The organism is Nocardia transvalensis NBRC 15921, assembly GCF_000308875.1.
In the GTDB taxonomy this organism is placed as follows: domain Bacteria; phylum Actinomycetota; class Actinomycetes; order Mycobacteriales; family Mycobacteriaceae; genus Nocardia; species Nocardia transvalensis.
On sequence record NZ_BAGL01000128.1, the window covers coordinates 195,913 to 217,763 of the forward strand.

The 21,851-nt window shown below is 68.8% G+C and carries 12 protein-coding genes and 2 pseudogenes; 6 read left to right on the top strand and 8 right to left on the bottom strand.

What is annotated here, in order from left to right:
- The first annotated feature begins 79 nt into the window (after positions 1 to 79).
- Together ON41_RS37985 and ON41_RS37990 are read left to right on the top strand one after the other, a co-directional pair.
- A complete protein-coding gene (locus tag ON41_RS37985) occupies positions 80 to 1,456 on the top strand; it encodes a cytochrome P450 (RefSeq protein WP_276325770.1) in 1,377 nt (458 codons plus the stop codon).
- Entirely contained in the window at positions 1,446 to 2,660 is a 1,215-nt protein-coding gene (locus tag ON41_RS37990) for a patatin-like phospholipase family protein (RefSeq protein ID WP_157185809.1), read from the top strand. Before ON41_RS37985 ends, ON41_RS37990 begins: the two co-directional genes overlap by 11 nt.
- Here the strand turns inward: ON41_RS37990 and ON41_RS37995 are convergent.
- Both ON41_RS37995 and ON41_RS38000 read right to left on the bottom strand, forming a co-directional pair.
- Positions 2,550 to 3,227: a response regulator gene (locus ON41_RS37995; RefSeq protein ID WP_040754234.1), complete on the bottom strand. Its 678-nt coding sequence runs from the start codon at positions 3,225 to 3,227 to the stop codon at positions 2,550 to 2,552. The two genes, ON41_RS37990 and ON41_RS37995, sit on opposite strands and share 111 nt — an antisense overlap.
- On the bottom strand, positions 3,228 to 4,412 hold the full coding sequence (locus tag ON41_RS38000) for a sensor histidine kinase (protein WP_040754236.1): 1,185 nt from the start codon (positions 4,410 to 4,412) through the stop codon (positions 3,228 to 3,230).
- A 260-nt stretch (positions 4,413 to 4,672) separates the two neighbouring features.
- On the opposite strand from ON41_RS38000, the gene ON41_RS38005 reads away from it, so the two are divergent.
- Both ON41_RS38005 and ON41_RS38010 read left to right on the top strand, forming a co-directional pair.
- Positions 4,673 to 6,139 carry an alpha/beta hydrolase gene (locus ON41_RS38005; protein ID WP_246829685.1) on the top strand — a complete coding sequence of 489 codons (1,467 nt, stop codon included), beginning with the start codon at positions 4,673 to 4,675 and terminating at the stop codon, positions 6,137 to 6,139.
- A gap of 171 nt (positions 6,140 to 6,310) precedes the next feature.
- Complete coding sequence (locus ON41_RS38010; protein WP_040754238.1) at positions 6,311 to 7,297, top strand: bacteriocin fulvocin C-related protein; 987 nt, start codon at positions 6,311 to 6,313, stop codon at positions 7,295 to 7,297.
- Positions 7,298 to 7,367: 70 nt separating this feature from the next.
- Here ON41_RS38010 and ON41_RS38015 read toward each other — a convergent pair whose 3' ends face one another.
- The 4 genes from ON41_RS38015 to ON41_RS39580 all read right to left on the bottom strand — a co-directional run bounded on the left by ON41_RS38015 (position 7,368) and on the right by ON41_RS39580 (position 9,333).
- Complete coding sequence (locus tag ON41_RS38015) at positions 7,368 to 7,964, bottom strand: TetR/AcrR family transcriptional regulator (protein ID WP_040754468.1); 597 nt, start codon at positions 7,962 to 7,964, stop codon at positions 7,368 to 7,370.
- Positions 7,965 to 8,279: 315 nt separating this feature from the next.
- On the bottom strand, positions 8,280 to 8,456 hold the full coding sequence (locus tag ON41_RS42175) for a hypothetical protein (protein ID WP_157185810.1): 177 nt from the start codon (positions 8,454 to 8,456) through the stop codon (positions 8,280 to 8,282).
- A 9-nt stretch (positions 8,457 to 8,465) separates the two neighbouring features.
- Positions 8,466 to 8,774 carry a DUF3467 domain-containing protein gene (locus tag ON41_RS38020; protein WP_083905930.1) on the bottom strand — a complete coding sequence of 103 codons (309 nt, stop codon included), beginning with the start codon at positions 8,772 to 8,774 and terminating at the stop codon, positions 8,466 to 8,468.
- A 67-nt stretch (positions 8,775 to 8,841) separates the two neighbouring features.
- The gene (locus ON41_RS39580; RefSeq protein ID WP_051163477.1) at positions 8,842 to 9,333 is read right to left on the bottom strand and encodes an alanine-zipper protein; all 492 of its coding nucleotides are present in this window, start codon (positions 9,331 to 9,333) and stop codon (positions 8,842 to 8,844) included.
- A gap of 616 nt (positions 9,334 to 9,949) precedes the next feature.
- Here ON41_RS39580 and ON41_RS42180 point away from each other — a divergent pair.
- Positions 9,950 to 10,105: a hypothetical protein gene (locus ON41_RS42180; protein ID WP_157185811.1), complete on the top strand. Its 156-nt coding sequence runs from the start codon at positions 9,950 to 9,952 to the stop codon at positions 10,103 to 10,105.
- A 113-nt stretch (positions 10,106 to 10,218) separates the two neighbouring features.
- Here ON41_RS42180 and ON41_RS38030 read toward each other — a convergent pair whose 3' ends face one another.
- Both ON41_RS38030 and ON41_RS38035 read right to left on the bottom strand, forming a co-directional pair.
- On the bottom strand, positions 10,219 to 10,590 hold the full coding sequence (locus ON41_RS38030; protein WP_040754241.1) for a roadblock/LC7 domain-containing protein: 372 nt from the start codon (positions 10,588 to 10,590) through the stop codon (positions 10,219 to 10,221).
- Positions 10,591 to 10,821: 231 nt separating this feature from the next.
- Positions 10,822 to 12,652: pseudogene (locus tag ON41_RS38035) on the bottom strand (phosphoenolpyruvate carboxykinase (GTP)).
- A gap of 378 nt (positions 12,653 to 13,030) precedes the next feature.
- Between ON41_RS38035 and ON41_RS38040 the strand changes: the two are divergent.
- Positions 13,031 to 21,826 (top strand): annotated as a pseudogene (locus tag ON41_RS38040) (amino acid adenylation domain-containing protein); the annotation flags it as partial.
- Between the last annotated feature and the right edge of the window lie 25 nt (positions 21,827 to 21,851).

The following is a 21,851-nucleotide window of genomic DNA, read 5'->3' on the forward strand; positions in this document are numbered from 1 at the left end:
TCGGTCCAGCTGTGATCTGCCCAGATTCTAGTTCAGCCTTCGCCGGAATCGCGACCCTCCCGGGACTACGATGGTGCCCGTGAGCGGGTATCCGCGCGGGCCGTGGTTGCCCAGGTGGATTCAGACGATGTTGTACGCGCGGTGGCGGGGACCTTTCCTGGGGGCCTTGGAACGGCGGTACGGCGATGTGTTCACGCTACGGTTGGTGCCGCCGTTCGCCGAGCACCTCGTGGTCTTCTCACGGCCGGACCACATCCGCGAGATCTTTGCCGCCGATGCGACGGATCTCCATGCGGGCGAAGGGAACCGGCTCCTGTGTTCGGTGATGGGCGAGCGTTCGATCATGCTGGTCGACGACGCCGATCACGCCCGCATCCGTGGACTGCTCGCGCCGGCGTTCAGCGGTTCCACGGTGCGTGCGTATCGCACGTCCATCGAGGCGATCGTGAAGTCCCACCTCGACCGATGGGTCGCCGGATCGACCGTGCACACGCTGGATCGGATGAACGATCTGACGGCCGACGTGATCACGCAGGTCGTCTTCGGGCTGACGGACGAACGGCGGCGGAATCGGCTGGCGCCCCGGTTGCGCCGCATCGTCACCATCAATCCGATCGTGTTCTTCGGTTGGAAGTGGCCGTGGCTCGAGCGCTTCGGCCCGTGGAAACGGTTCCGCGACAACCTGAGCGAGATCGACGCCCTGATCTATTCCGAGATCGCCAGGCGGCGTGCCGATCCGGAGCGGCAGGGCCGGCCGGATGTGCTGTCTCGTTTGCTCGCGGCCGGTTCCGATGACAACCCGGCCGACGCACCACTGACGGACGTGGAACTGCGCGACCAGCTGGTCACGGTGCTGCTCGCCGGCCACGAAACCAGCGCGTCCGCTCTGGCGTGGGCGTTCCACGAACTCGCTGCCGCGACCGACGTGCAGGCCGAGGCCTGCCGAGCTGCCCGTGCGGGTGACGACAGGTACCTGGAGGCGGTGGTGAAGGAGGCGATGCGACGACGCACGGTGATCGGAGGAGCCTTCCGCAGGCTGGCCAGGGATGCGACGATCTGCGGCATGCGCCTGCCGAAGGGCACCGGCATCACCGCGTCGAGTCTGCTGGCGCATGGACGCCGCGACAGCTTCCCCGACGCCACCCGCTTCCGGCCGGGCCGCTTCCTCGACGGCAGCGTTGCCCCCAACACCTGGGTGCCGTTCGGCGGAGGCGCCCGCCGCTGCCTCGGCGCCGGATTCGCGCTGATGGAGGGAACGGTCGTCCTGCGGGAGGCATTGACCAGGTACACGCTGACCTTGCCACCCGGCGCGACCGCCGAGCGCGGCCGAATCCGCAATGTCACCTGTGTGCCCACCGGCGGGGCGCGAATCGTGCCGATCGCCGTGGCGCCTGCGTCGTCTCCGGCGCCCCACCAGGACACGGAGTACGGGGATGGATCCCTCGGTGAGCGCTGACCAGGGGCCGCAGGGGCAATCGTTGCCGCAGGAACCGGCCGTGGTCCGGATTCTCGTCGGAGTAGCCGGCCGCAGCGTCACGCTGATGGTGGGGATGGCCGTGGGTGCGGTGGAGGGTCTCGCGGCCCGGCGAACCCGGATGGGCGGGCAACCGCTCCCCCCGATGCGACCCGTCGCCGTGGGCGTGAGCGGCGGCGCTATCGCGGCCGCGGCGATAGCGCTGGGCATGGCCCGGGGCGAGGCGCGGCAGCTCGCGATCGACCATCCCGAGGGGAATGTGCTGGGCCCGAGGAGTTTTCGGGCTCTGCTGACACGACGCGTACTGTATCCCGAGGCACGGATCCGTGAACTCGCCTACGCCGTCGTCGGTGATCGCACCTTCGCCGACTTCGGCCTGGACTCGGCATCGCCCGGACAGCAGCCGCACCACCGGCCGTCGTCGCTGCTCATCCCGGTCTACTCGGTCAAATACGGCACCCTGCTGCTACCACGAGACCTGCCGCGGCTCGGACGGTCCGACCTGCCCGTCGTCGATGCGCTGGTCGCGGCCACTCGTATACCGGGGGCACTGCCCGCGGCGCCGGGACTGGAGGACATCTTCGACGGCGGCTGCCAGTATCGCGTTCCCCACCACCTCTTCGCGCCGCATCCTGCCCTGGTCCTGGACCTCTATGGGCCGCAACCGTACGACAGCCGAGGCGGGCTGATCTTCCCCCTCCTGCATCCCTCGATGCCCACCATCCCGAGTCGCCCACGACCGTTTCGCGACCAGACCCTGTGCGAGTCGACCATCTTCGCCCACGAGCCTTACGGCGCGGCGCTCAAACCCCCCGCACGATCATCCGGCGAACTGTTCGACACCGGCTACGACATTGCCACGACCTGGATCCGTTCCCGGACCGACCGGCAACTCCTCACTGTCGTCGACCCCCATATTCTCGGATTGCCGGACACACCCGACGTTCCTCCCGATATCCACTTCCCCCGCGCGGCAACATCTTTCGTCGGGCCGGCCGACGCGCACCACGCCGACCGTGGTCTTCCCCGATTCCGAAGGCCCCACCGAGGCCGTCGCGGTGCTCAGCCGCCCGGGTCATTGTTCTGCGTCGCGGACCAACAGCGCGATCTGTACCCGGTTGTCGACGCCGAGCTTGGTGAACAGATTGCCGGTGTGCGCCTTGACGGTGGCGACGGTGACCTGTAACCGCGCGGCGATCTGCGGGTTGGCCAGCCCGTCCGCGATGGCTCGCGCGGTGTCGCGTTCGCGTTCGGACAGCGCAGCCAGACGTTTCCGCGCGGCGTCGCGGGAGGCGCTGCGGGCTTCGGCGGAACCCGGTCCGGTGGCCGCGGCGATCACCCGCGCCGTGACCGTGGGGGACAGCACGGGGTCGCCGACCGCGACCGCGCGCACCGCGTCGGCGATCCGGGCGGGCGGGGTGTCCTTGAGAACGAAGCCGAGTGCCCCGGCGCGGAGGGCGCCGAGTACCAGCTCGTCGGAGTCGAAGGTGGTCAGCATGAGTACCGCCGGCGCGGCCGGTGCGGTGCGGAGGTAGCGGGTGGTGTCGACGCCGTCGCGGCCGGGCATCCGCACATCCATCAGCACGACGTCCGGCCGCTGTTCCTCCACCACCGTGATCGCGGAGTCCCCGTCGGCGGCCTCCCCGACGACGGTCAGGTCCGGCTCGCCGTCGATGACGAGTCGCAGCGCCACCCGCACGAGGTGGTCGTCGTCGACGATGACGACGCGCACCGGCTCCTGTTCGCTGTGCACTCAGACTCTTTTCTCGTGGTCGTGTTCGGGCCAGGGAAGGTGCGCGGTGAGAACGTACCCGTTGTCGGATGTGGGATGGTGGTCGAGTGTTCCGCCGGCGAGGGTGATCCGTTCGGCCAGGCCGAGGAGACCGAAGCCCGAGGCCGGTGGCCGGGTGACGGCGGTGGCGGCCGCCGAATTGCGGACGCTGACGTGCAGTTCGCTGCCGGGCGTCCCGGCTACGGTGATGTGAACCGCCGCGGCCGGGGCATGTTTCGCGGCGTTGGTCAGCCCTTCCTGCACTACCCGATAGCCGGTCCGTCCCAGGATCTCCGGCGGGGTAGCGGTCACCGTGGTGGCGAGTGTGACGTCCAGGCCCGAGGACCGGGCGTCGGCTACCAGTTCCGAGATCCGGTCCAGGGTGGGTTGCGGTGGTTCGGGGCGGTCGGGGTCGGCGCGAAGGACGCCGAGGACGTCGCGGAGTTCTTCCAGCGCTTGGCGGGAGCCCTCGGCGATCCCGCGGATCAGCGGGCGCTTCTCCTCGGCCGAGAGGTCGTCACGGTGATCCAGGACGCCGGCTTGCATCGCGACCAGCGAGATCCGGTGCGCGAGCACATCGTGCATTTCGCGGGCGATGCGGTTGCGTTCGGTGGCCTGTGCCTGCGCCGCCCGGGCGGCCTGCTCGCGTTCCGCGCTGTCGGCGCGCTCCCGCAGCGACCGCACCTCGGCGCGACGGGCGTCGATGGCCACACCGGTCGCCACCGCGATCCCCGCGCTCGATAACGGCAGCGCGAGTTGCAGCCAGATCGGGGCGGGCAGCGTGCCGATCGGGTAGAGGTCTTCGCTGAACTGTGCCGCGGTCACATACGCGACGACGACCACCGCGATCTCGGCCGGACGGCGGCGAGTGGACAGCGAACACAGTGCCAGCAGCGCGGCACCGGTGGCGAGCGCCGATGCGGCCGAGGCGATCACGACGGTCAGGGCGACGGTGAACGGGAACCGCCGCCGCCACAGCAGCACCGTCAGGCAGCCGAGTGCGATCAGCGGATCACCGGTGACGAACCAGGAACACGTATCGGCCGCGCAGCCCACCGGCAGCGCCGTGGCGACGGAGAACCAGAAGGCTACGCCGAGTGCCGCGGCCGCCGTCAGCCGCCAGGTCTGCTGCCATGCCCCGAGTCGTGCGGCGCCGTCGGTGTCCACCCGGCCATTATCGCGACACCGGCCGGCCGCAAGCAGCAGCCCAGCGGCTGAGGGTGTGCTCGACCCGGGTCGAATCGCCGCCTCGACTTTCGTCGAACACGGTTGCCGCCGCGGGAGCGATGTGCCGGCGGGTCGGGCTCGACAGACTCGTTCGTGTACCAGCCGGACACGAGCGTCAGCGGACGGTTTGCTCGTGTCGGCGTCATTTCGTCGGGGAGTAGCAGCGTATGAATCGTCAACGGAGCCTTAGCTTGCTGGCCGTGCTCGGTCTCACCGGAGCGCTGGTCGGGGCGCCCCTCGTGGCCGCGGAGCCGGCCGAAGGCCCCGCAGTGCGGTGGGGCGCGTGTCCGGAAGGGGTCGAAGACCCCGCGGCCGGGCCCGCCCAGTTGCAGTGCGCCACCGTGCCGGTGCCCTTGAATTACAGCGAGCCCGAGGGCGCGCGGATCGAGATCATGATCTCCCGGCTGGCGAGTAAGAACCCGGACAAGCGTCGCGGAGTGTTGTTGCTCAACCCCGGTGGTCCGGGTGGCGCGGGGCTGGACCAGCCCAAGTTCCTCGCTGCTCACGGGCTGCCCGCCGATGTGCTGGACAGCTATGACGTGATCGGTATGGATACGCGCGGGGTAGGGCATTCGGCGCCGGTGAGTTGCGGGTTCACCGATGATCAGGCGTACTTCGGCAATATCCCGCCGTATGCGGTGGACGATGCGGCGGTCACCGCGCAGGCTACGGTCGCCCGGGGGGTCGCCGAGCAGTGCGCGGCCAACGACCACCAGGGCCGGTTGCGGTACGTGTCGACGGCGAATATGGCCCGTGACCTGGACCGGATCCGGGCGGCGCTGGGTGAGGACAAGGCCAGCTTCCTCGGTTATTCCTACGGCACCGCGCTGGGCGCGGCCTACGCCTCGATGTTCCCGCAGCGGGCCGACCGCATCGTGCTCGACAGCAATATCGGCGACACCTATCTCGACCACGACGGGATGCGCCTGTACGGCCTCGGCATGGAACAGACTTTCTCCGACTTCGCTGAATGGGCCGCCGCTCGCCACGACACCTACGGTCTGGGCCGCACACCGGACGAGGTGCGGCGGACGTACTTCACCCTCGCCGAACGACTCGACACGAATCCGGTGGACGGTATGGACGGCAGCCTCTTCCGGTTCGGCGCCTTCTTCACGCTCTATCGCCCGGCGTTGTACGCGCAGGCGGCCGAAAGCTGGAAATCGCTACTCGACACCGGGCGTCCCGGGCCTGCGGGTGGCCGACCGCCGGGTACCGGCGCGCCTGCGCCGAACGATAACGCCTGGTCGGTCTTTCTGGCCGTGACCTGCAACGATGTCGAATGGCCCGAGGACATCGGGACCTACCACCGTGCCGTCGCCGAGGATCGGGAACGGTACCCGCTCTACGGCGCGGCCGCCGCGAACGTCATGCCCTGCGCCTTCTGGAAGCTCGGGCCGTCCGAGCCGCCGGTGCGGATCGACAACACCGGCCCGGCCGATGTGCTGATCGTGCAGAACCAGCGCGACCCGGTCACCCCGCTGCGCGGTGGCGAGCTGCTCGACGAGAAGTTCGGTCAGCGGTCCCGGTTGGTCACCGTCGACGGGAGTGGGCACGGGGCTTATGTTCTCGGCGCCAACCCCTGCGCGTCTGACGTCGTCACCAGCTACCTGGTGGACGGCGCCATGCCCGAACCCGGCACGACCTGTCGGGCGGGCTCGAAGTAGGAACCGCCGTCCATGGCGTCTGTCGGTAGGTTCGTCCGGCGTTTCTAGGTATTACGTAGCGCCTACCGATGCGGACGGTGTTGGGCGGCAGGCAATATCGGCTGCCGCCGGCCGAAACACCGGTCAGCCGTTTCGAAATCGGGATGCCACTTCGTGCAGCAAGGACGGTCCATGACTCAACAGCGCTGGATTCTGGCCTTCGACGCCTCGTGCGGCACCTGTCGAAATGTGTCCGCCGTGGTGGGCGAGGCCTGCCAGGACAGGATCGAGGTACTGTCGCTCGCCGACGCCGACGTGACTCGATGGCGGGAGCGCGCATTCGGGGCGGACCCCGCATGGGCGCCCGCACTGCTGCGCGTCGACGGCGTGGGCGCGGACGAGCAGGTGCGGGCCTGGACCGGCAGCGCGATCGCCATCCCGCTCTCCCGCCGGCTCGGGCCGGTTGCGACCGTCCGCGTCGTGCACGCGCTGGGCAGTCTGCGCCGCCGCGCCGACGGCGCGGCAAGCGAACTCCCCGGCGCCCCGGGCGGGGCAGCCGCGGTCGGCCGTGCGCAGTTCCTGCGGCTCGCCGGTGGCGCGGGCGTGGCGGCCGGTCTGATCCTCACCGGCAACGTGCCCGCGTTCGCCGCCAGAGAGCACGAATCCGCGCGGTCCTGGGTGAACGCGCACCGCGACAGCCTCCCTCGCGCCTACGAGCAGGTCGTCGAATATCCCCTCTCGTACCGACGGCAGATCTTCGACGCGCACACCCCCGAGGTGCGCAGCACGCTGTGGACCGCTCATATCGATCACTTCCGCAGTCAGCACACCGATCTCACTGCCGCGCAGCGCGAGGTCCTCGACTGCGCCGCAGACCTTTTCGGTAAGGTATCGACCTTCGACGGGCACGACCGCGCCACGGTCGGAGACCAGCTCGGGAACCTGAAGAAGGCCGCGATCGATGCCTTCGGCCCCGCCCGCGCCTACGCCGCCATCGGCATGCTCGGCCCTTCCACACGCACCGAGATGACGGCCAAAGCCGCGGCGGCGACCTGCCCCTGCGCGACCACCGACGGCTGGTGCGGTGACCAGCACTGCTACCCTGCCTCCGACTGCGAGAGCACCCGGAGTGGCTGCGGCACCGCATGGGTCGAACCGTGCGACGGCAGCTGCAGCTGACGGGTCGACCACGCCCGACCGTTGACACCCATCGCCCGGACCGTACTTGTCGGCGGCGATTCCTGATTCTCTACGAGGTGAAGAGTTCGTCGAGATGCTGATCGATTGCGGCGAGGGCCGCCCCGGGGCCGATGACCTCCAGGTCGAGAAGGGGTGTCAGGCCGGTCAACGCGAGGATGCGATCGGTCTCGGTGTTCGCGTCACGATCGCGAGCGATCTCTCCATCGGTGATCGCTTGCGCGATAAGCACTTTGACATCGTCCCGTCCCCGGCATAACCCCTCGCGCGTACGATCGCGAATCGTGTTGTCGTGCAGTGCTTCGAGAACGTAGGCGGCGTTCATGCGGCTCGTCACGCGCGCATCCTCGTGTAGCGGCAGCATTTCGACGAGTGTCAACCGCAGGACGTCTCGAGGGTGCGGCGCCGCGCCGAGCGCCTGCAGACCCCGTGCCACTCGCTGGGCGGTCTGTTCGGCAGCGAAGTCCATCGCGAAGGTAAGCAACTCCTGACGACTCGCGAAGTAGTGCTGGAGCTGGCCGTGTGACATCCCGGCCTCCGCCGCCACCTCCCGCAGACTCAGCCGCAGCACCCCGCGCTGATCCACCACACGCCACAGCGCCCGCGCGATCTCTTCGCGACGCTCCCGATGATCGACCTGTTTCGGCACCACTACCCTCCCACCGTTCCAATGCACATGTAATAATACATGTGGCTGGTCACCGTCGAGGCACGACGCATCGAACACGTGAGATACCAACCTCACCACGAGGCAAGATCGGGTTTGTAGAGGTACCGGAGGGAGATGTGATGTGCGCGGGCTATGCAGCACCCGGCACGTCACCGCCACGGGAATCCCGTACGCGGCAAGCTCTTTCGCGAGCGGGCAGGGCGTCTGGGCGAGGCGATGTGAGACTTCTTCTCGTACGAACGAGCCGCAATTACTGTGTGTCGATGCGCTGTTCGTGTGCCGGCGTATGCGTGCTCAGCGTCCGGTGCCGGTTGACGTGCCGGAGCCGTTGCTGGCTGTGGGGCGCGAGGCTGTGACGAGGTAGCGGCGGCCCGCGACCCGGGCCGGGCGGTAGCGCACGACCGGGTCGGTCACGACGACCCATTCCTGGCGGCTGCCCGCGAGAATTCGGATTGCACTGGAAATCAACATGTCTGTGTCCTATTCACCCAGCGGCACGATCGCGCCGAATTGGTGCTCGTAGTTGCTCATGCTGTCGTTCAGGGTCTGCATGAGGCGGAAGATCATGGACGGCGGGAACTTCACGCGGGTGACCACTTGAACCGGCTGGCGCAGTACCGGTTTGCCGTCCTCGTCGTGACCGGGATCGGCCGGCAGGTGCACGAGAAAATCCAGAGTGAAATCGGTGCGGTTGTACCAGCAGGTGAAGCCATTGGCATAGACGCCGATACTCATCGCCTCGGGCACGAGTACTTCGACGCTCACAGGAGGTGGACTGGTTTCGCTCATCGGCGCACCTGACGGCGATGACGCCGAGTGGGTCGCCCGCGCAGAGTGACCCACTCGGTGACGTCCCCTATCGGGTTTGTTGCATCCGGGTCTGCTGGCGGAGCTGGTGGAGTTGCATCTCCCAGCGGCTGGCGCGGTCCTGGTTGCGGTTGGCCTGGTCGTCGGCCTGCTGGGCCAGCTGGTTGGCCTGGTCGGCCTGGTCCTGCGCGGTCTGGGCGCGTTGCTGGGACTGGTTGGCCTCGCCCTGAGCCTGCTGGGCCTGCTGCTGGGCGCGGTCGGCGTCGTTCTGTGCCTGCTGTGCCTGGTTCTGCGCCTGGACGGCCTGCTGGCGGGCCTGCTGTGCCTGCTGGTTGGCCTGGTTGGCCTCGTTCTGCGCGATATTCGCCTGCTGCTGGACCTGACGGGCCTGCTGCTGGGCCTGCCGGGCCAGGTTCTGGGCCTGCTGGGCCTGCTGGCGCGCGTTCTGAGCCTCGTGCCGAGCGTCGTCGACCTGTCCGCGGAGCTCCTCGATATCCCGAATGGTGAGTTCGCTCCGCTGCTCGCTGGTCTCCTGTGCCATCTCGAAACCTCCTGTGTCGCTGTTTGTTTCAGGCCCCTGCGGCGTTGGAGTGGGTTGTAGGAATTATGTACTCCGGGCAGCGCGCGAAAAACAATGAATACGAAATATCGCGGTAACAAATAGGGGGTTTGTCCAGGACCCTCGACTCCGTGACGGTATGCGGCGTATTTCCGGCGTGGCCGATTCGGGCCGCGTAGACGCGCAAGGCAATATCGAAATGCGCGGACGGCGAACGCGTGGATATCCGCAAGTTGGTCCGCGGCGAACCCTGCCCCCGCGAAGTCTCGGTTCCTCGTGCTACTGGGTGCTCTCAGCACGTGTACCCAGCAACGCTTTCGCTATCAGTCACGGGGGCGGCGCATTCGGCATCCCGGTGCCGCCGCGGCAGTCGTTGTCCGGAGTGTCCGATCCCGAACCGGCGCGCAGTGCGACGTGCCGCCGGATTGTCGAAAAGTGTTGGTGCGTGGCTATCATGACGTGTCGTGTCGTAAGACTGGGGGCGTCGGGCGGTCGAGCGGGATCGCCGTATTCGGCGAGAGCGGTTCGTGGGACGGCGGTTGCCGGCAATCCGAAAACGGAGAGGATTCGAGTAGTGCAGCAAGGGGCAGCAAATCTGGTGGCAACGATCGAGGCCCGATACGGCTCGCTGGACGCGTTCTGCGCGCGCCTCCACGCCAGCGTGGACAATCCGACCGACGAACTGCGCCGCTACACCGGCGACTGGACCAAGACCACGGCGGCAACGGGCGGCGGGCACCGCAGATTACCGTGAGTAGCAGTGCGCAGCCGCGGGGCATGATGCCGTCGCCGTAGATGCGGTGGATTTCGTCGACGGTGGTCTTGTCGAAGTCGGTTGTGGCGTAGCTGTTTTCGAGGCTCGTGGGCTCAGATTTCGAAGTGCTCGGCGATGTGCTTGAGCCGATGGCGGGCCAGCGCCAGGTTGCCGCGGTCACGGTCGAGAACGAGGTACAGGAACAAGCCCTTGCTCTGGGGTCCGTTGGCGGGGCGGAGCAGATGGTGGTGCCGGGTCAGGGTGATGAGCACGTCCTCGATCTCCTGATCGAGCCCGAGGTGCTCCATGGTGCGCATCTTCGCGCGGATCAGCTCGGTGCTGCCTGCCGCGGCGGGCTCGATGTCCATGATCTGGGAATTGCTGCGTATTCCCAGCGGCATGCCGCTGTCGTAGTCGACGACGGCGGCGCCGATCGCGCCGTCCAGCAGCATCATGTCCTTCAACGCAACGTCCATGTGCGCCATGGCATCTCCTCTTCTCGTGGGATGTCTGCCGCCGCAGACGCTACCGGCGCGCCCTGACGATGTCCGGCATATGATGAAGAATTCTGTAAGGTATGCAATTTACAAGTTAAGCAATCAGCGATGCGAGGGGACGGTGCCGCGCGCGTAGGCGATGGCGTCCGGGGTGTGCTCGAATGGGAGCCCGAAGCGCGGGTCTCTACTCCGACCAGCGCGGCAGCAGCGCGAGCGCGTTCACAGGGCCTTCGCCAGCCGCAACTTCAGCGCCGCCAGTTGCTCGCGGAGCTGCCCGGGCAGCCGGTCGCCGCCGAGGGTGGCGTACCAGGCGTCGATTGCCGCGGTCTCCGCGATCCACTCGTCGGTGTCCACCACCAACGCCTGCGCAGCCAGCCCCCGAGTCTTCTCGTCGAGGCCGGTCAGATCCAGCGCGTCGGCGGTGGGCACGTACCCGATCGGGGTCTCGACCGCGTCCGCGGTGCCGTCCAGGCGTTCGAGGGCCCACTTCAGGACGCGGATGTTGTCGCCGAACCCGGGCCACAGGAACGTGCCTTCGGGGCTGCGGCGGAACCAGTTGACCTGGAAGATCTTCGGCAGCCGGGCACCGTCACGCTGCGCCGTCGACAGCCAGTGCGCCAAGTAGTCGCCGACGTGGGTAGCCGAGGAACGGCAGCATCGCCATGGGGTCGCGCCGCACGACGCCGACCTGGCCGGTGGCGGCGGCGGTGGTCTCCGAGGACAGCACCGACGCGGTGAACACCCCGTGTGCCCAATCGAAGGATTCGGCGACGAGGGGGATGGTGGTGGCGCGGCGGCCGCCGAAGAAGATCGCCGAGATCGGCACACCGGCCGGGTCGTTCCATTCCGGCGCCACCGACGGGCATTGCTCGATCGGCGTGCAGTACCGCGAATTCGGATGCGCGGCCGGTGTTTCCGACGCGGGTGTCCAATCCCGGGCGTGCCAGTCGATCAGGTGGGCGGGTGTGTCGTCGGTCAGTCCCTCCCACCAGACATCGCCGTCATCGGTCTGGGCGGTGTTGGTGAAGATCGAATTGCCGGCCGCGAGGGTGGCGATCGCGTTCGGATTCGTTCTCGCGCCGGTTCCGGGTGCGACGCCGAAGAACCCGGCCTCCGGATTCACCGCGTACAACCGCCCGTCGGCGCCGAACCGCATCCAGGCGATGTCGTCGCCGATGGTCTCGGCTCGCCAGCCGGGCAGCGTGGGTTCGAGCATCGCGAGGTTGGTCTTGCCGCACGACGACGGGAACGCCGCCGCCACATAGTGCGTCTTACCGTGCGGGGAGGTGAGTTTCAGGATGAGCATGTGCTCGGCCAGCCAGCCCTCGTCCCTGCCGATCACCGACGCGATCCGCAGCGCGAAGCACTTCTTGCCCAGCAGCGCGTTACCGCCGTACCCGGAGCCGTAGCTCCAGATCTCGCGGCGCTCCGGGAAGTGGGAGATGTACTTGGTCGTGTCGCACGGCCACGGCACGTCCGCCTGACCGCCCGCCAGCGGCGCGCCGACCGAGTGCAGGCACTTCACGAATTCCGTTGTGCCGGTAAGCTTGTCCCACACCGGCGCACCGGAGCGGGTCATGATCCGCATCGACACCGCCACATACGCCGAATCGGTGATCTGCACACCGTATTTCGGATCCTCCGCATCCAGCGGGCCCATGCAGAACGCGATCACATACATCGTCCGCCCCGCCATCGCATTGCGGTAGTGCTCGGTCATCACCGTCCGCATGTCGACCGGATCCACCCAGTTGTTCGTCGGTCCCGCGTCCTCCGGGTCCTCGGAACAGAGGAAGGTGCGGTCCTCCACTCGCGCCACATCATCCGGATCCGAGACACACCAGAAGGAGTTCGGTTTCGCCGTCAGCCGCACGAACGTGCCCCTCGCGACGAGGTCCCCGGTCAGCCGATCCCACTCGGCACGGGAACCGTCGCAGTAGACGACGCGGTCCGGCGCCGTCAGCTCGGCCACCTCGGACACCCAGCTCAGGACCCCCTCGTGGCCGGTGGGAACCTGCACGGTGATGGCGGTATCGGGATGAACGGTCACAGCGAGTTGTCTCCTTAACGAACATGCAAGGTATTCAGTTGAGAAAATATGCAATCAGTGACGGTGCGTGCTCCCGCCGACCTTCGTCGGCGAGACATCAGCACTCTTGATTGCAGAGTTTAGCAAACAGGAAAGAGGTCGTTCGGGGGCCGACGCGGCTCACCTTCTCGTCGCCGACACGCTCGCCGGATCCGGTTACTTCCCGAGTGTGGATCGCGGGGGAGTTGCGGGGTCGATAGACTTTCGCGCGGTATCAACTCGAAGTGCGGGACCGCGTGCTGTGCGGCAGCGTCGACCGGGGAAAGTGAAGTATTCGGAGTGAGTAGAGATCGCCGATCCTCGCGCAGAAGCCGCCGAGGTGGCCTGCTCTTCGGGAATTTGCTGACGGCGGCGGTGGAGTCCGCGGCCGAGGCCGTCGCCGTCCGGTTCAGCCCGACGGGGGACCCGGGCGATGATCGGCAGCTGACCTACCGCGAACTCGACGAACTGTCCTCGCGGCTGGCGCGCGAACTCATCGATCGCGGTGTGGGCGCGGGTGACACGGTGGCGATCGGCATCGCGCGCAGCATCGAATCGGTGCTCGCGGTGTGGGCGGTGGCGAAGACGGGCGCGGCGTATGTGCCGGTCGATCCCGCGTATCCGGCCGAGCGGATCGCGCATATCCTCACCGATTCCGGTGTCGCGCTGGGTCTGACGACCACGGCGCATCGGGAGGCGTTCGGTGCGGGCGTCGACTGGATCGAGCTGGACGAGCCCGCGCAGGCCGAGGGGATCGCGCGGCGGCCGGGGCACCCGATCTCCTACGCCGACCGTGTGCGCCCGGTCGATCCGCGGCACCCCGCGTACGTCATCTACACCTCGGGGTCGACGGGGCGGCCGAAGGGCGTGGTGGTCACCCACGAGGGTCTCGCCGCGATGGCCGCGCTCGGCACGGAGTACGCGGTCTCGGGTGACTCCCGGGTCCTGCATGTCATCTCGCCGAGTTTCGACTTCTCGCTCGAGGAACTGCTCTTCGCGTTCACGGCCGGTGCGACCCTGGTGGTGTCGCCGCCGACGGTCTTCGCCGGTGAGGAACTGCGCGAGCTGTTGCGCCGCGAGCGGATCACGCACCTGATCATCACCCCGGGCGCGCTGGAGACCGTCGATCCGGACGGCCTCGACGATCTGAGCGTCGTGGTGTTCGGGGCCGACCGGCTCGGGCCGGAACTGATCCGCCGCTGGTCGCGGCCGGGCCGTACGGTGTTCAACTCCTACGGTCCCACCGAGGCCACCGTCGTGGTCACCAGCACCGAGACGGCCGTGGACGAACCGGTGACGATCGGCAAGCCGATCCCGGGAATCGGTGCGTTCGTCCTGAATTCGAACCTGAGACCGATACCCGCGGGCGCCGTGGGGGAGCTGTATCTCGCCGGATCGGCGCTGGCCCGGGGCTACCTCGGGAAGCCGGGCCTGACGGCGGAACGGTTCGTGGCCAACCCGTTCGGCGCGGACGGCGGCGCGCCGGGCACGCGGCTCTACCGGACCGGCGACCTGGTGCGGCGTACCGCCGACGGCGCGCTCGAATTCCTGGGCCGCTCCGATTTCCAGGTGAAGATCCGCGGCTTCCGGATCGAGCCGGGGGAGATCGACGCGGCGCTGACCGAACATTCCGGCGTCGACTTCGCCGTAACCCTCGGCAGGACGCTGCCGTCCGGCGCGCAGGCGCTGGTGTCGTACGTGCTGCCGCGCGCCGGCGCGGCCGTGGACACCGAGGAACTCGCGGGCTTCGCGGCGCGGCGGCTGCCGGAGCACATGGTGCCCGCGGCGATCGTGGTACTCGACGAGGTCCCGCTCACGCCCGCGGGCAAGGTGGATCGGGATGCCCTGCCGCACCCCGTCTTCGGTTCGCGCGAATTCCACGCGCCCGTCGGCGCGGACGAGACGACCATCGCCGAGGTGTTCGCGGGGGTGCTCGGTGTCGAGCGGGTCGGACGCGACGAGTCGTTCTTCGCGCTGGGCGGCGATTCGATCCTGTCGATCCAGCTGGTGGCGCGGGCCAAGGCCCGGGGCCTGGCCTTCAGCGCGCAGGACGTGTTCCAGCAGCGCACCGTCGCGGGACTGGCCGAGATCGCCACTCCCGCAGGCGAATCCGAACGTCGGCTGCTGGCGGAGCTGCCGGGCGGCGGAGTCGGTGAGATCCCGCTGACCCCGATCATGGCGGCGACTCTGCGGCGCAGCGCGTCGTATCGGCGGTTCGCGCAGGCGATGTCGCTGCGGCTGCCCGCCGGCATCGACCGGGAGACCCTGGTCGCGACCCTCGCCGGGGTCCTCGACCACCACGACGCGCTGCGAACCCGATTGCGCGGCACCGCGGTCGACGGCTGGACGTTCGAGGCGCTGGAACCCGGAGCGGTCGACGCGGGCACGTTGCTGCATCGGGTCGAACTGGCCGCCGATATCGGCGACGCCGAGCTGTCGCGCCGGGCGAGCGCCGAATACGACGCGGCGCTGGGCCGCCTCGATCCGGCCGCCGCCTCGATGGCGCAGTTCGTGTGGTTCGCGTTCGGCACGGCGGAACCTGATGTCACCGCGGACGCCGCCCCGAGTCGTCGCGACGTGCTGCTGATCGTGGCCCACCACTTCGCGATCGACGGCGTGTCCTGGCGCATCCTGATCCCGGATCTGGCGGTGGCGTGGATGCAGCGGGCGGCGGGGCAGCCGGTGGCGCTTCCCGCCGTCGGAACCTCGGTGCGGCGTTGGGCGCACGCGCTCGCCGAGGAATCCCGGAATCCCGCGCGGATGGCGGAACTGCCGTTCTGGCAAGAGATTTCACGGACCTCGGACCCGCTGATCGCCGACCGCGACCTCGATCCCGCCGTCGACACGTTCGCCACCCTGGACCAGGTGCGGGTGACGGTCCCGGCCGAGGTGACCGAGGCCGTCCTGACCGCGATCCCGGCGAAGTACCGCGGCGGCGTCAACGACGGCCTGCTGTCGGCGCTCGCGCTGGCGGTGAGCCGATGGCGCGGTGACACCGCGGGCGGCGCCGCGCTGGTGACACTCGAGGGACACGGGCGCGAGGAGACCGTCGTCCCCGGCGCGGACCTGTCGCGCACGGTCGGCTGGTTCACCAGCGCCTACCCCCTGCGGCTCGATCTGCTGGGCGCGGATCTGGACGACGCGTTCGACGGTGGCGCGACGCTCGGCGACGTGGTGAAGGCGGTGAAAGAGCAACTGCTCGCCGTGCCGGACAAGGGCATCGGCTACGGCTTGCTGCGCCACCTGAACCCCGAGACCGCCGGGCAGCTGACCGACGCGGGCCGGATCGGCTTCAACTATCTGGGCCGGGTCGCGACCGGCGACGCGGGCGATCTCGCCGAGGCCGACTGGGCGCCGGTCGACGATCTGGGGGCGCTCGAGGCGCAGCTGGATCCGGAGATGCCCGCCCACCACGCGATCGACATCAACGCGATCGTCACCGACGGAGCGGACGGGCCGCGGCTGGGGGCATCGTTCGCATTCCCCACCGGGCTGCTGTCCCGAGATCGGGTGCGGGAACTCGCCGAGCTGTGGGTCGCGGCGCTGACCGCGCTGGCACGGCACGCGCGGCGGCCGGAGGCGGGCGGCCGCACCCCCTCGGACCTGCCGCTGGTGCGGACCACGCAGGCCGATATCGAGGCATGGGAGCGCGACTATCCGGCGCTGTCGGATGTGTGGCCGCTGTCGCCGCTGCAGTCCGGCCTGTTGTTCCACGCGCTGATGACCCAGACGACGGTCGACGTCTACACCACACAGGCCCGTGTGGACCTGGCCGGAACGCTGGACGCGGCTCGTCTGCGGGCCGCGGCGCAGGCCGTCGTCGACCGCTACCCGAATCTGCGGACCGCCTTCGTCACCGACGCCGACGGTCAGGCCGTGCAGGTGGTCGTGGACCGGATCGAGGCGCCGTGGCGCGAGGTGGATCTGACGGATCTGCCGGAGCGGGACGAGGAACTGGAACGGCTGGTGGCGGCCGACCGCACCACCCACTTCGACATGGCCGCGGCGCCGCTGCTGCGGTTCACCCTGTACCGCACCGGAAACGACGGCGCGAGCGCGCGGTGGCAGCTGGTGATCACCACCCATCACATCCTGCTCGACGGCTGGTCCATGCCGCTGCTCATGCGAGACCTGCTGGTGCTGTACGCCACCGGTGGCGACGCGTCGGCGCTGCCGCGGGTCGAGTCGTACCGCACCTTCTTGAACTGGCTGTCGCACCGTGATCGGGACGCGTCGCTGGGCGTGTGGGGACGGGCGCTGGCGGGGGTGGCGGAGCCGACTCTCCTTGCGCCGCAACCTCGGACGGCGGAGGACTACGACAGCGGCAGGCTGGCCGTCGAGATCGACGCCGACCGCACCGCGCGGATCACGGCGCGGGCCGCCGAGCTGGGAATCACCGTCAACACGCTGGTCCAGGCGGCCTGGGGGCTCGTGCTCGGGCGGCTGACCGGGCGCTCCGATGTGGTATTCGGGGCGACCGTGTCCGGGCGGCCGGCGGATCTGCCGGGCGTCGAGTCGATGGTGGGCCTGTTCATCAGTACGCTGCCGGTGCGCGTCGCCATCGACGACCGGGCGACGGCCGGTGAGTTGCTGCGGCGGTTGCAGGCCGAGCAGGTGGAACTGCTCGATCACCACTATGTGGGTCTCACCGATATTCAGCGGATCGCCGGTGCCGGTGCGGTTTTCGACACGCTGCTGGTGTTCGAGTCGTATCCGATCGACAAGGCGGCGATCGGCGCGGCGAGCGCCATCGACGGCGTGACCGTGACCGGTGTCGGCGTGCGGGACGATTCGCACTACCCGCTGACGCTGCTGGCCACCGCGGAGTCGACGATCGAGCTGACGCTGAAGTACCTGCGCAGCCGGTTCGCCGCCGACGAGGTGGAAACCCTTGCCGCCCGGCTGATCCGGGCGATCGAAGCGCTGGCCGGGGACTCCGAATCGCTCGTCGGCGATATCGACATCATGCTGGATGACGCCGAGCGGGATCGAATCCTGTGGGACTGGAACGACACCGGTCACGAGGTGGAGTCCGAACTGCTGCTCGACGGCTACCGGCGTGCGGTGGCGGCGCATCCCGATCGGGTCGCGGTGATCTACGAGGGCGCGGAGCTGACCTACGGGGAACTCGACGAGCGCGTCAACCGCCTTGCCCGCCTGTTGATTTCGCAGGGTGTCGGCGCGGAATCACTGGTCGGCCTGGCGATCCGGCGCTCGCTGGATCTGGTGGTCGGAATGTACGCGGTGCTGACCGCGGGCGGCGCGTACGTGCCCGTGGACCCCGATCACCCGGCCGAACGCGTCGAGCACGTGCTGACCGCCGCGCACCCGGTGTGCGTGCTCACCACGACCGCCGACGTTGTCGCGGCGCCGGACGGAATTCCGGTGCTGCCCATCGACACCGTCGATCTGGACGGATTCGCCGGAACCCCGCTCGCGCCCGCGGACCTGCCGCGTCCGGTGCGCGCGGACAGCCTGGCGTACGTGTTGTTCACCTCCGGTTCGACCGGGCGGCCCAAGGGCGTCGCGGTCTCGCACCGCGCGATCGGCAACCACCTGGCGTGGATGCAGTCCCGGTACCCGCTGCACGCCGACGATGTGTACCTGCAGAAGGCCGCCTTCACCTTCGACGCCTCGATGTGGGGGTATTTCATCCCGCTGCGCGTCGGCGCCACGCTGCTGATGGCCACGCCGGACGGGCATCGGGACGTCGCCTATATCGCGGAAACCATTGCGGCGCAGGGTGTTACGGTCACCGACTTCGTTCCGTCGATGCTCGCGGTCTTCGCCGCGCATACGCCCCCAGGGGCGATACCGACGCTGCGGCACGTCATTGTCGGTGGTGAGTTGCTGCCCGCGGAGACCGTGGCCGCGGTGCGGTCGATCTGCGACGCGTCGGTGCTCAATGTGTACGGGCCGACCGAGACCGCGGTGGCCGTCACTACCTGGTTGGCGACCGGTGACGAGCGGGGTGGCCTGCCGATCGGCTCGCCGGTGTGGAACAGCCGCTTGTATGTGCTGGATTCGCGCCTGCGGCCGGTTCCGGCTGGGGTGACCGGTGAGTTGTATCTCGCCGGTGATCAGCTGGCGCGCAGCTATCTGGGCCGTCCCGATCTGACGTCGGAGCGATTTGTCGCCAATCCGTTCGGCAAGAGCGAGCGGATGTACCGGACCGGTGACCTGGTCGCCTGGAGCGCTCCGGGTGTGCTGAAGTACTTGGGCCGCACCGATTTCCAGGTGAAGTTGCGTGGTCAGCGCATCGAACTGGGGGAGATCGAGGCGGCGCTGCTGGCGCAGCCGTCGGTGAATCAGGCGGCGGTGCTGGTGGTTCCGACGGAACTCGGCGATCAGCTGGTGGCTTATGCGGTGCCCGCCCCCGGCGCGCGGCTCGAGGCGGATCCGCTGCGTGCGGCGGTGGCGAGTGTCGTGCCCGCGTACATGGTTCCCGCCACGATCGTGGAGTTGGCGGAGTTCCCGCTCAACACCGCGGGCAAGCTGGATCGGAAGGCCCTGCCGCGGCCTGCTCTGTCCGCTCGTGAGTTCCGGGCACCGTCGACTCCGGTCGAGGAGATCGTGGCGGGTGTGTTCGCCGAGGTGCTCGGTGTGGAGCGGGTGGGGGCCGACGACGACTTCTTCGATCTCGGCGGTAACTCGCTCGTCGCCACACAATTAGTCGCGCGGCTGACCGCGGCTCTGGATGCGCGCGTGTCGGTGCGGGCACTGTTCGACACTCCTCGGGTCGCGGATCTGGCGGCGGGGATCGTGCCGGGCTCCGGGGATTCCGCACGTGCGCCGTTGGTGCGGGCAGTGCGGCCGGAGATCGTGCCGTTGTCGCTGGCGCAGCAGCGGATGTGGGTGCTCAATCAGATCGACCCCGAATCCGCTTCCTACAACTTGCCGTTCGCGATCCGGCTGACCGGCACGCTGGACGTGCCCGCGTTGCAGCAGGCCGTGCTGGATGTGCTGGAGCGGCACGAGTCGCTGCGTACCCGGTTCCCGACCCAGGGCCCCGACGGTGACCCGTATCAGGAGATCTTGCCGGTGGCCGAGGCGTTGCCGGACGGGTTGGTGGTGGAGGCCGCGACGGTCGAGGATCGCGAGCGGGTTGCCGGGTTGATGTCGGAGGGTTTCGACGTCACTTCGCAGGCGCCGGTGCGGGCGCGGTTGTTCTCGGACGCCGGTGCGGGCGAGCATTTGCTTGTGGTTGTGGTGCACCATATTTCGGCCGATGGCACGTCTTTGGCTCCGCTGGCGCGTGATCTGGTGACGGCGTATGTGGCGCGGCAGGCGGGTGTCGCGCCGGGCTGGGCTCCGTTGGCGGTGCAGTACGCCGATTTCGCGTTGTGGCAGCGGGAGGTGATCGGTGTCGACAGCGACGAGACCTCGGTCGCGGCGCAGCAGTTGGCGTTCTGGCGTGCTCAGTTGGCGGGGATCTCCGGGGCGGCGCGGTTGCCGCTGGATCGGCCGCGTCCTGCGCGTCGGTCCGGGCGTGGCGGGCTGGTGAGTACGGTGTTGCCGGGGGAGGTGCATGCCGGGCTGGCTGCTGTGGCGCGGGAACATAATTCGTCGTTGTTCATGGTGGTGCATGCTGCGTTGGCGGCGTTGCTGGCGCGGCAGTCGGGTGGGTCGGATATCGCGATCGGTACGCCGATCGCGGGCCGGGGCGCGGCGGCGCTGGATGATCTGGTGGGTATGTTCGTGAACACGTTGACCCTGCGGGTGGAGGTCGATCGGGGTGCGTCGTTCGCGGCGCTGGTGGAGCGGGCGCGGGAGACGGATCTGTCGGCGTTCGCGCACGCGGATCTGCCGTTCGAGCGGGTGGTGGAGGCGACCCAGCCGAGTGTGGCGGGTGATGCGTTGTTCCAGGTGGTGCTGGCGTTGCAGAACATGGAGCAGGCGGAGCTGGAGCTGCCGGGGTTGACGGTGGCGGCGCTGGACACCGGTGAGACGGTCGCGAAGTTCGATCTGCTGGTCACCGTCGAGCCGCGTTACGGTGAGGACGGCGCGCCGGGGGAGTTGGTCGCCGGATTCACGTACGCGACGGATGTTTTCGATGCCGCGACGGTGGAGGCGCTGGCGGACGGGTTCGGCCGCTTCCTTGCCGCGGCTGCCGCCGATCCGGGTGCCACGGTCGGCGATATCGATGTGGTCGATGCCGAAGAACGGGATCGAGCGCTGACGGCCCCCGCCCGAGTCGAGCCGGAGCCGGTCGAGCAGGATGAAGTGGTGCTGCTGCCGCAGCTGCTGGCCGATGCCGTGGACGAGAATCCCGATGGTGTCGCGGTGGTCCTGGCGGATGCCTCCGAGCGGCTGGACGAGGTGGAGTATGTCGACCTCGACGAGCGCTCGAATCGGTTGGCGCGGTTGCTGATCGAGCGCGGTATCGGCCCGGACCACCTTGTGGCGGTCGGTATTCCGCGGTCGGTCGAGTCGGTGCTCGCGGTGTGGGCGGTCGCCAAGACCGGCGCGGGATTCGTGCCCGTGGATCCGCGGTATCCGGCCGAGCGGGTGGCCCATATTCTCGCGGATTCGCATGCGGCGCTGGGGCTCACGATTTCCGGCGTCGCCGCCGACCTGCCGGGCGACGTGCCGTGGGTGACCGTCGATGCCGAGGATTTCGACGGCTACTCGGCCGATCCGGTGACCGACTCCGATCGCCTGCGACCATTGCGCCCCACGCACGCCGCGTATGTCATCTACACGCCCGGTGAGCCCAAGGGCGTGGTCGTCACCCAGGCGGGGTTGGCGAGTTTCTGTGCCGAGCAGCGTGAGCGGTATCGGGTGACGAGCAGTTCCCGCGCCCTGCATTTCGCGTCGCCGTCGTTCGACGCCTCGGTCCTGGAGCTGCTGCTGGCGATCGGTGGTGCCGGCACTCTGGTGGTGGCCGCGCCGACCGTCTACGGCGGTGCGGAACTGGCGGCGTTGCTGCGGCGGGAGCGGGTGACGCACGCGTTCATCACCCCGTCCGCGCTGGCGTCGGTGGATCCCGAGGGTTTGGACAAGCTGCGGGTGGTGATCGCCGGTGGCGAGGCGTGCCCGCCGGATCTGGTGCAGCGGTGGGTGATTCCCATCGCCGGGCGTCGTACCCGCGAGCTGTACACCGGGTACGGGCCCACGGGACGCAACGACGTCGAGGAAGAAGCCCGCGACTCTTAGCTCGGATGCGCATGGTGTCGCACGT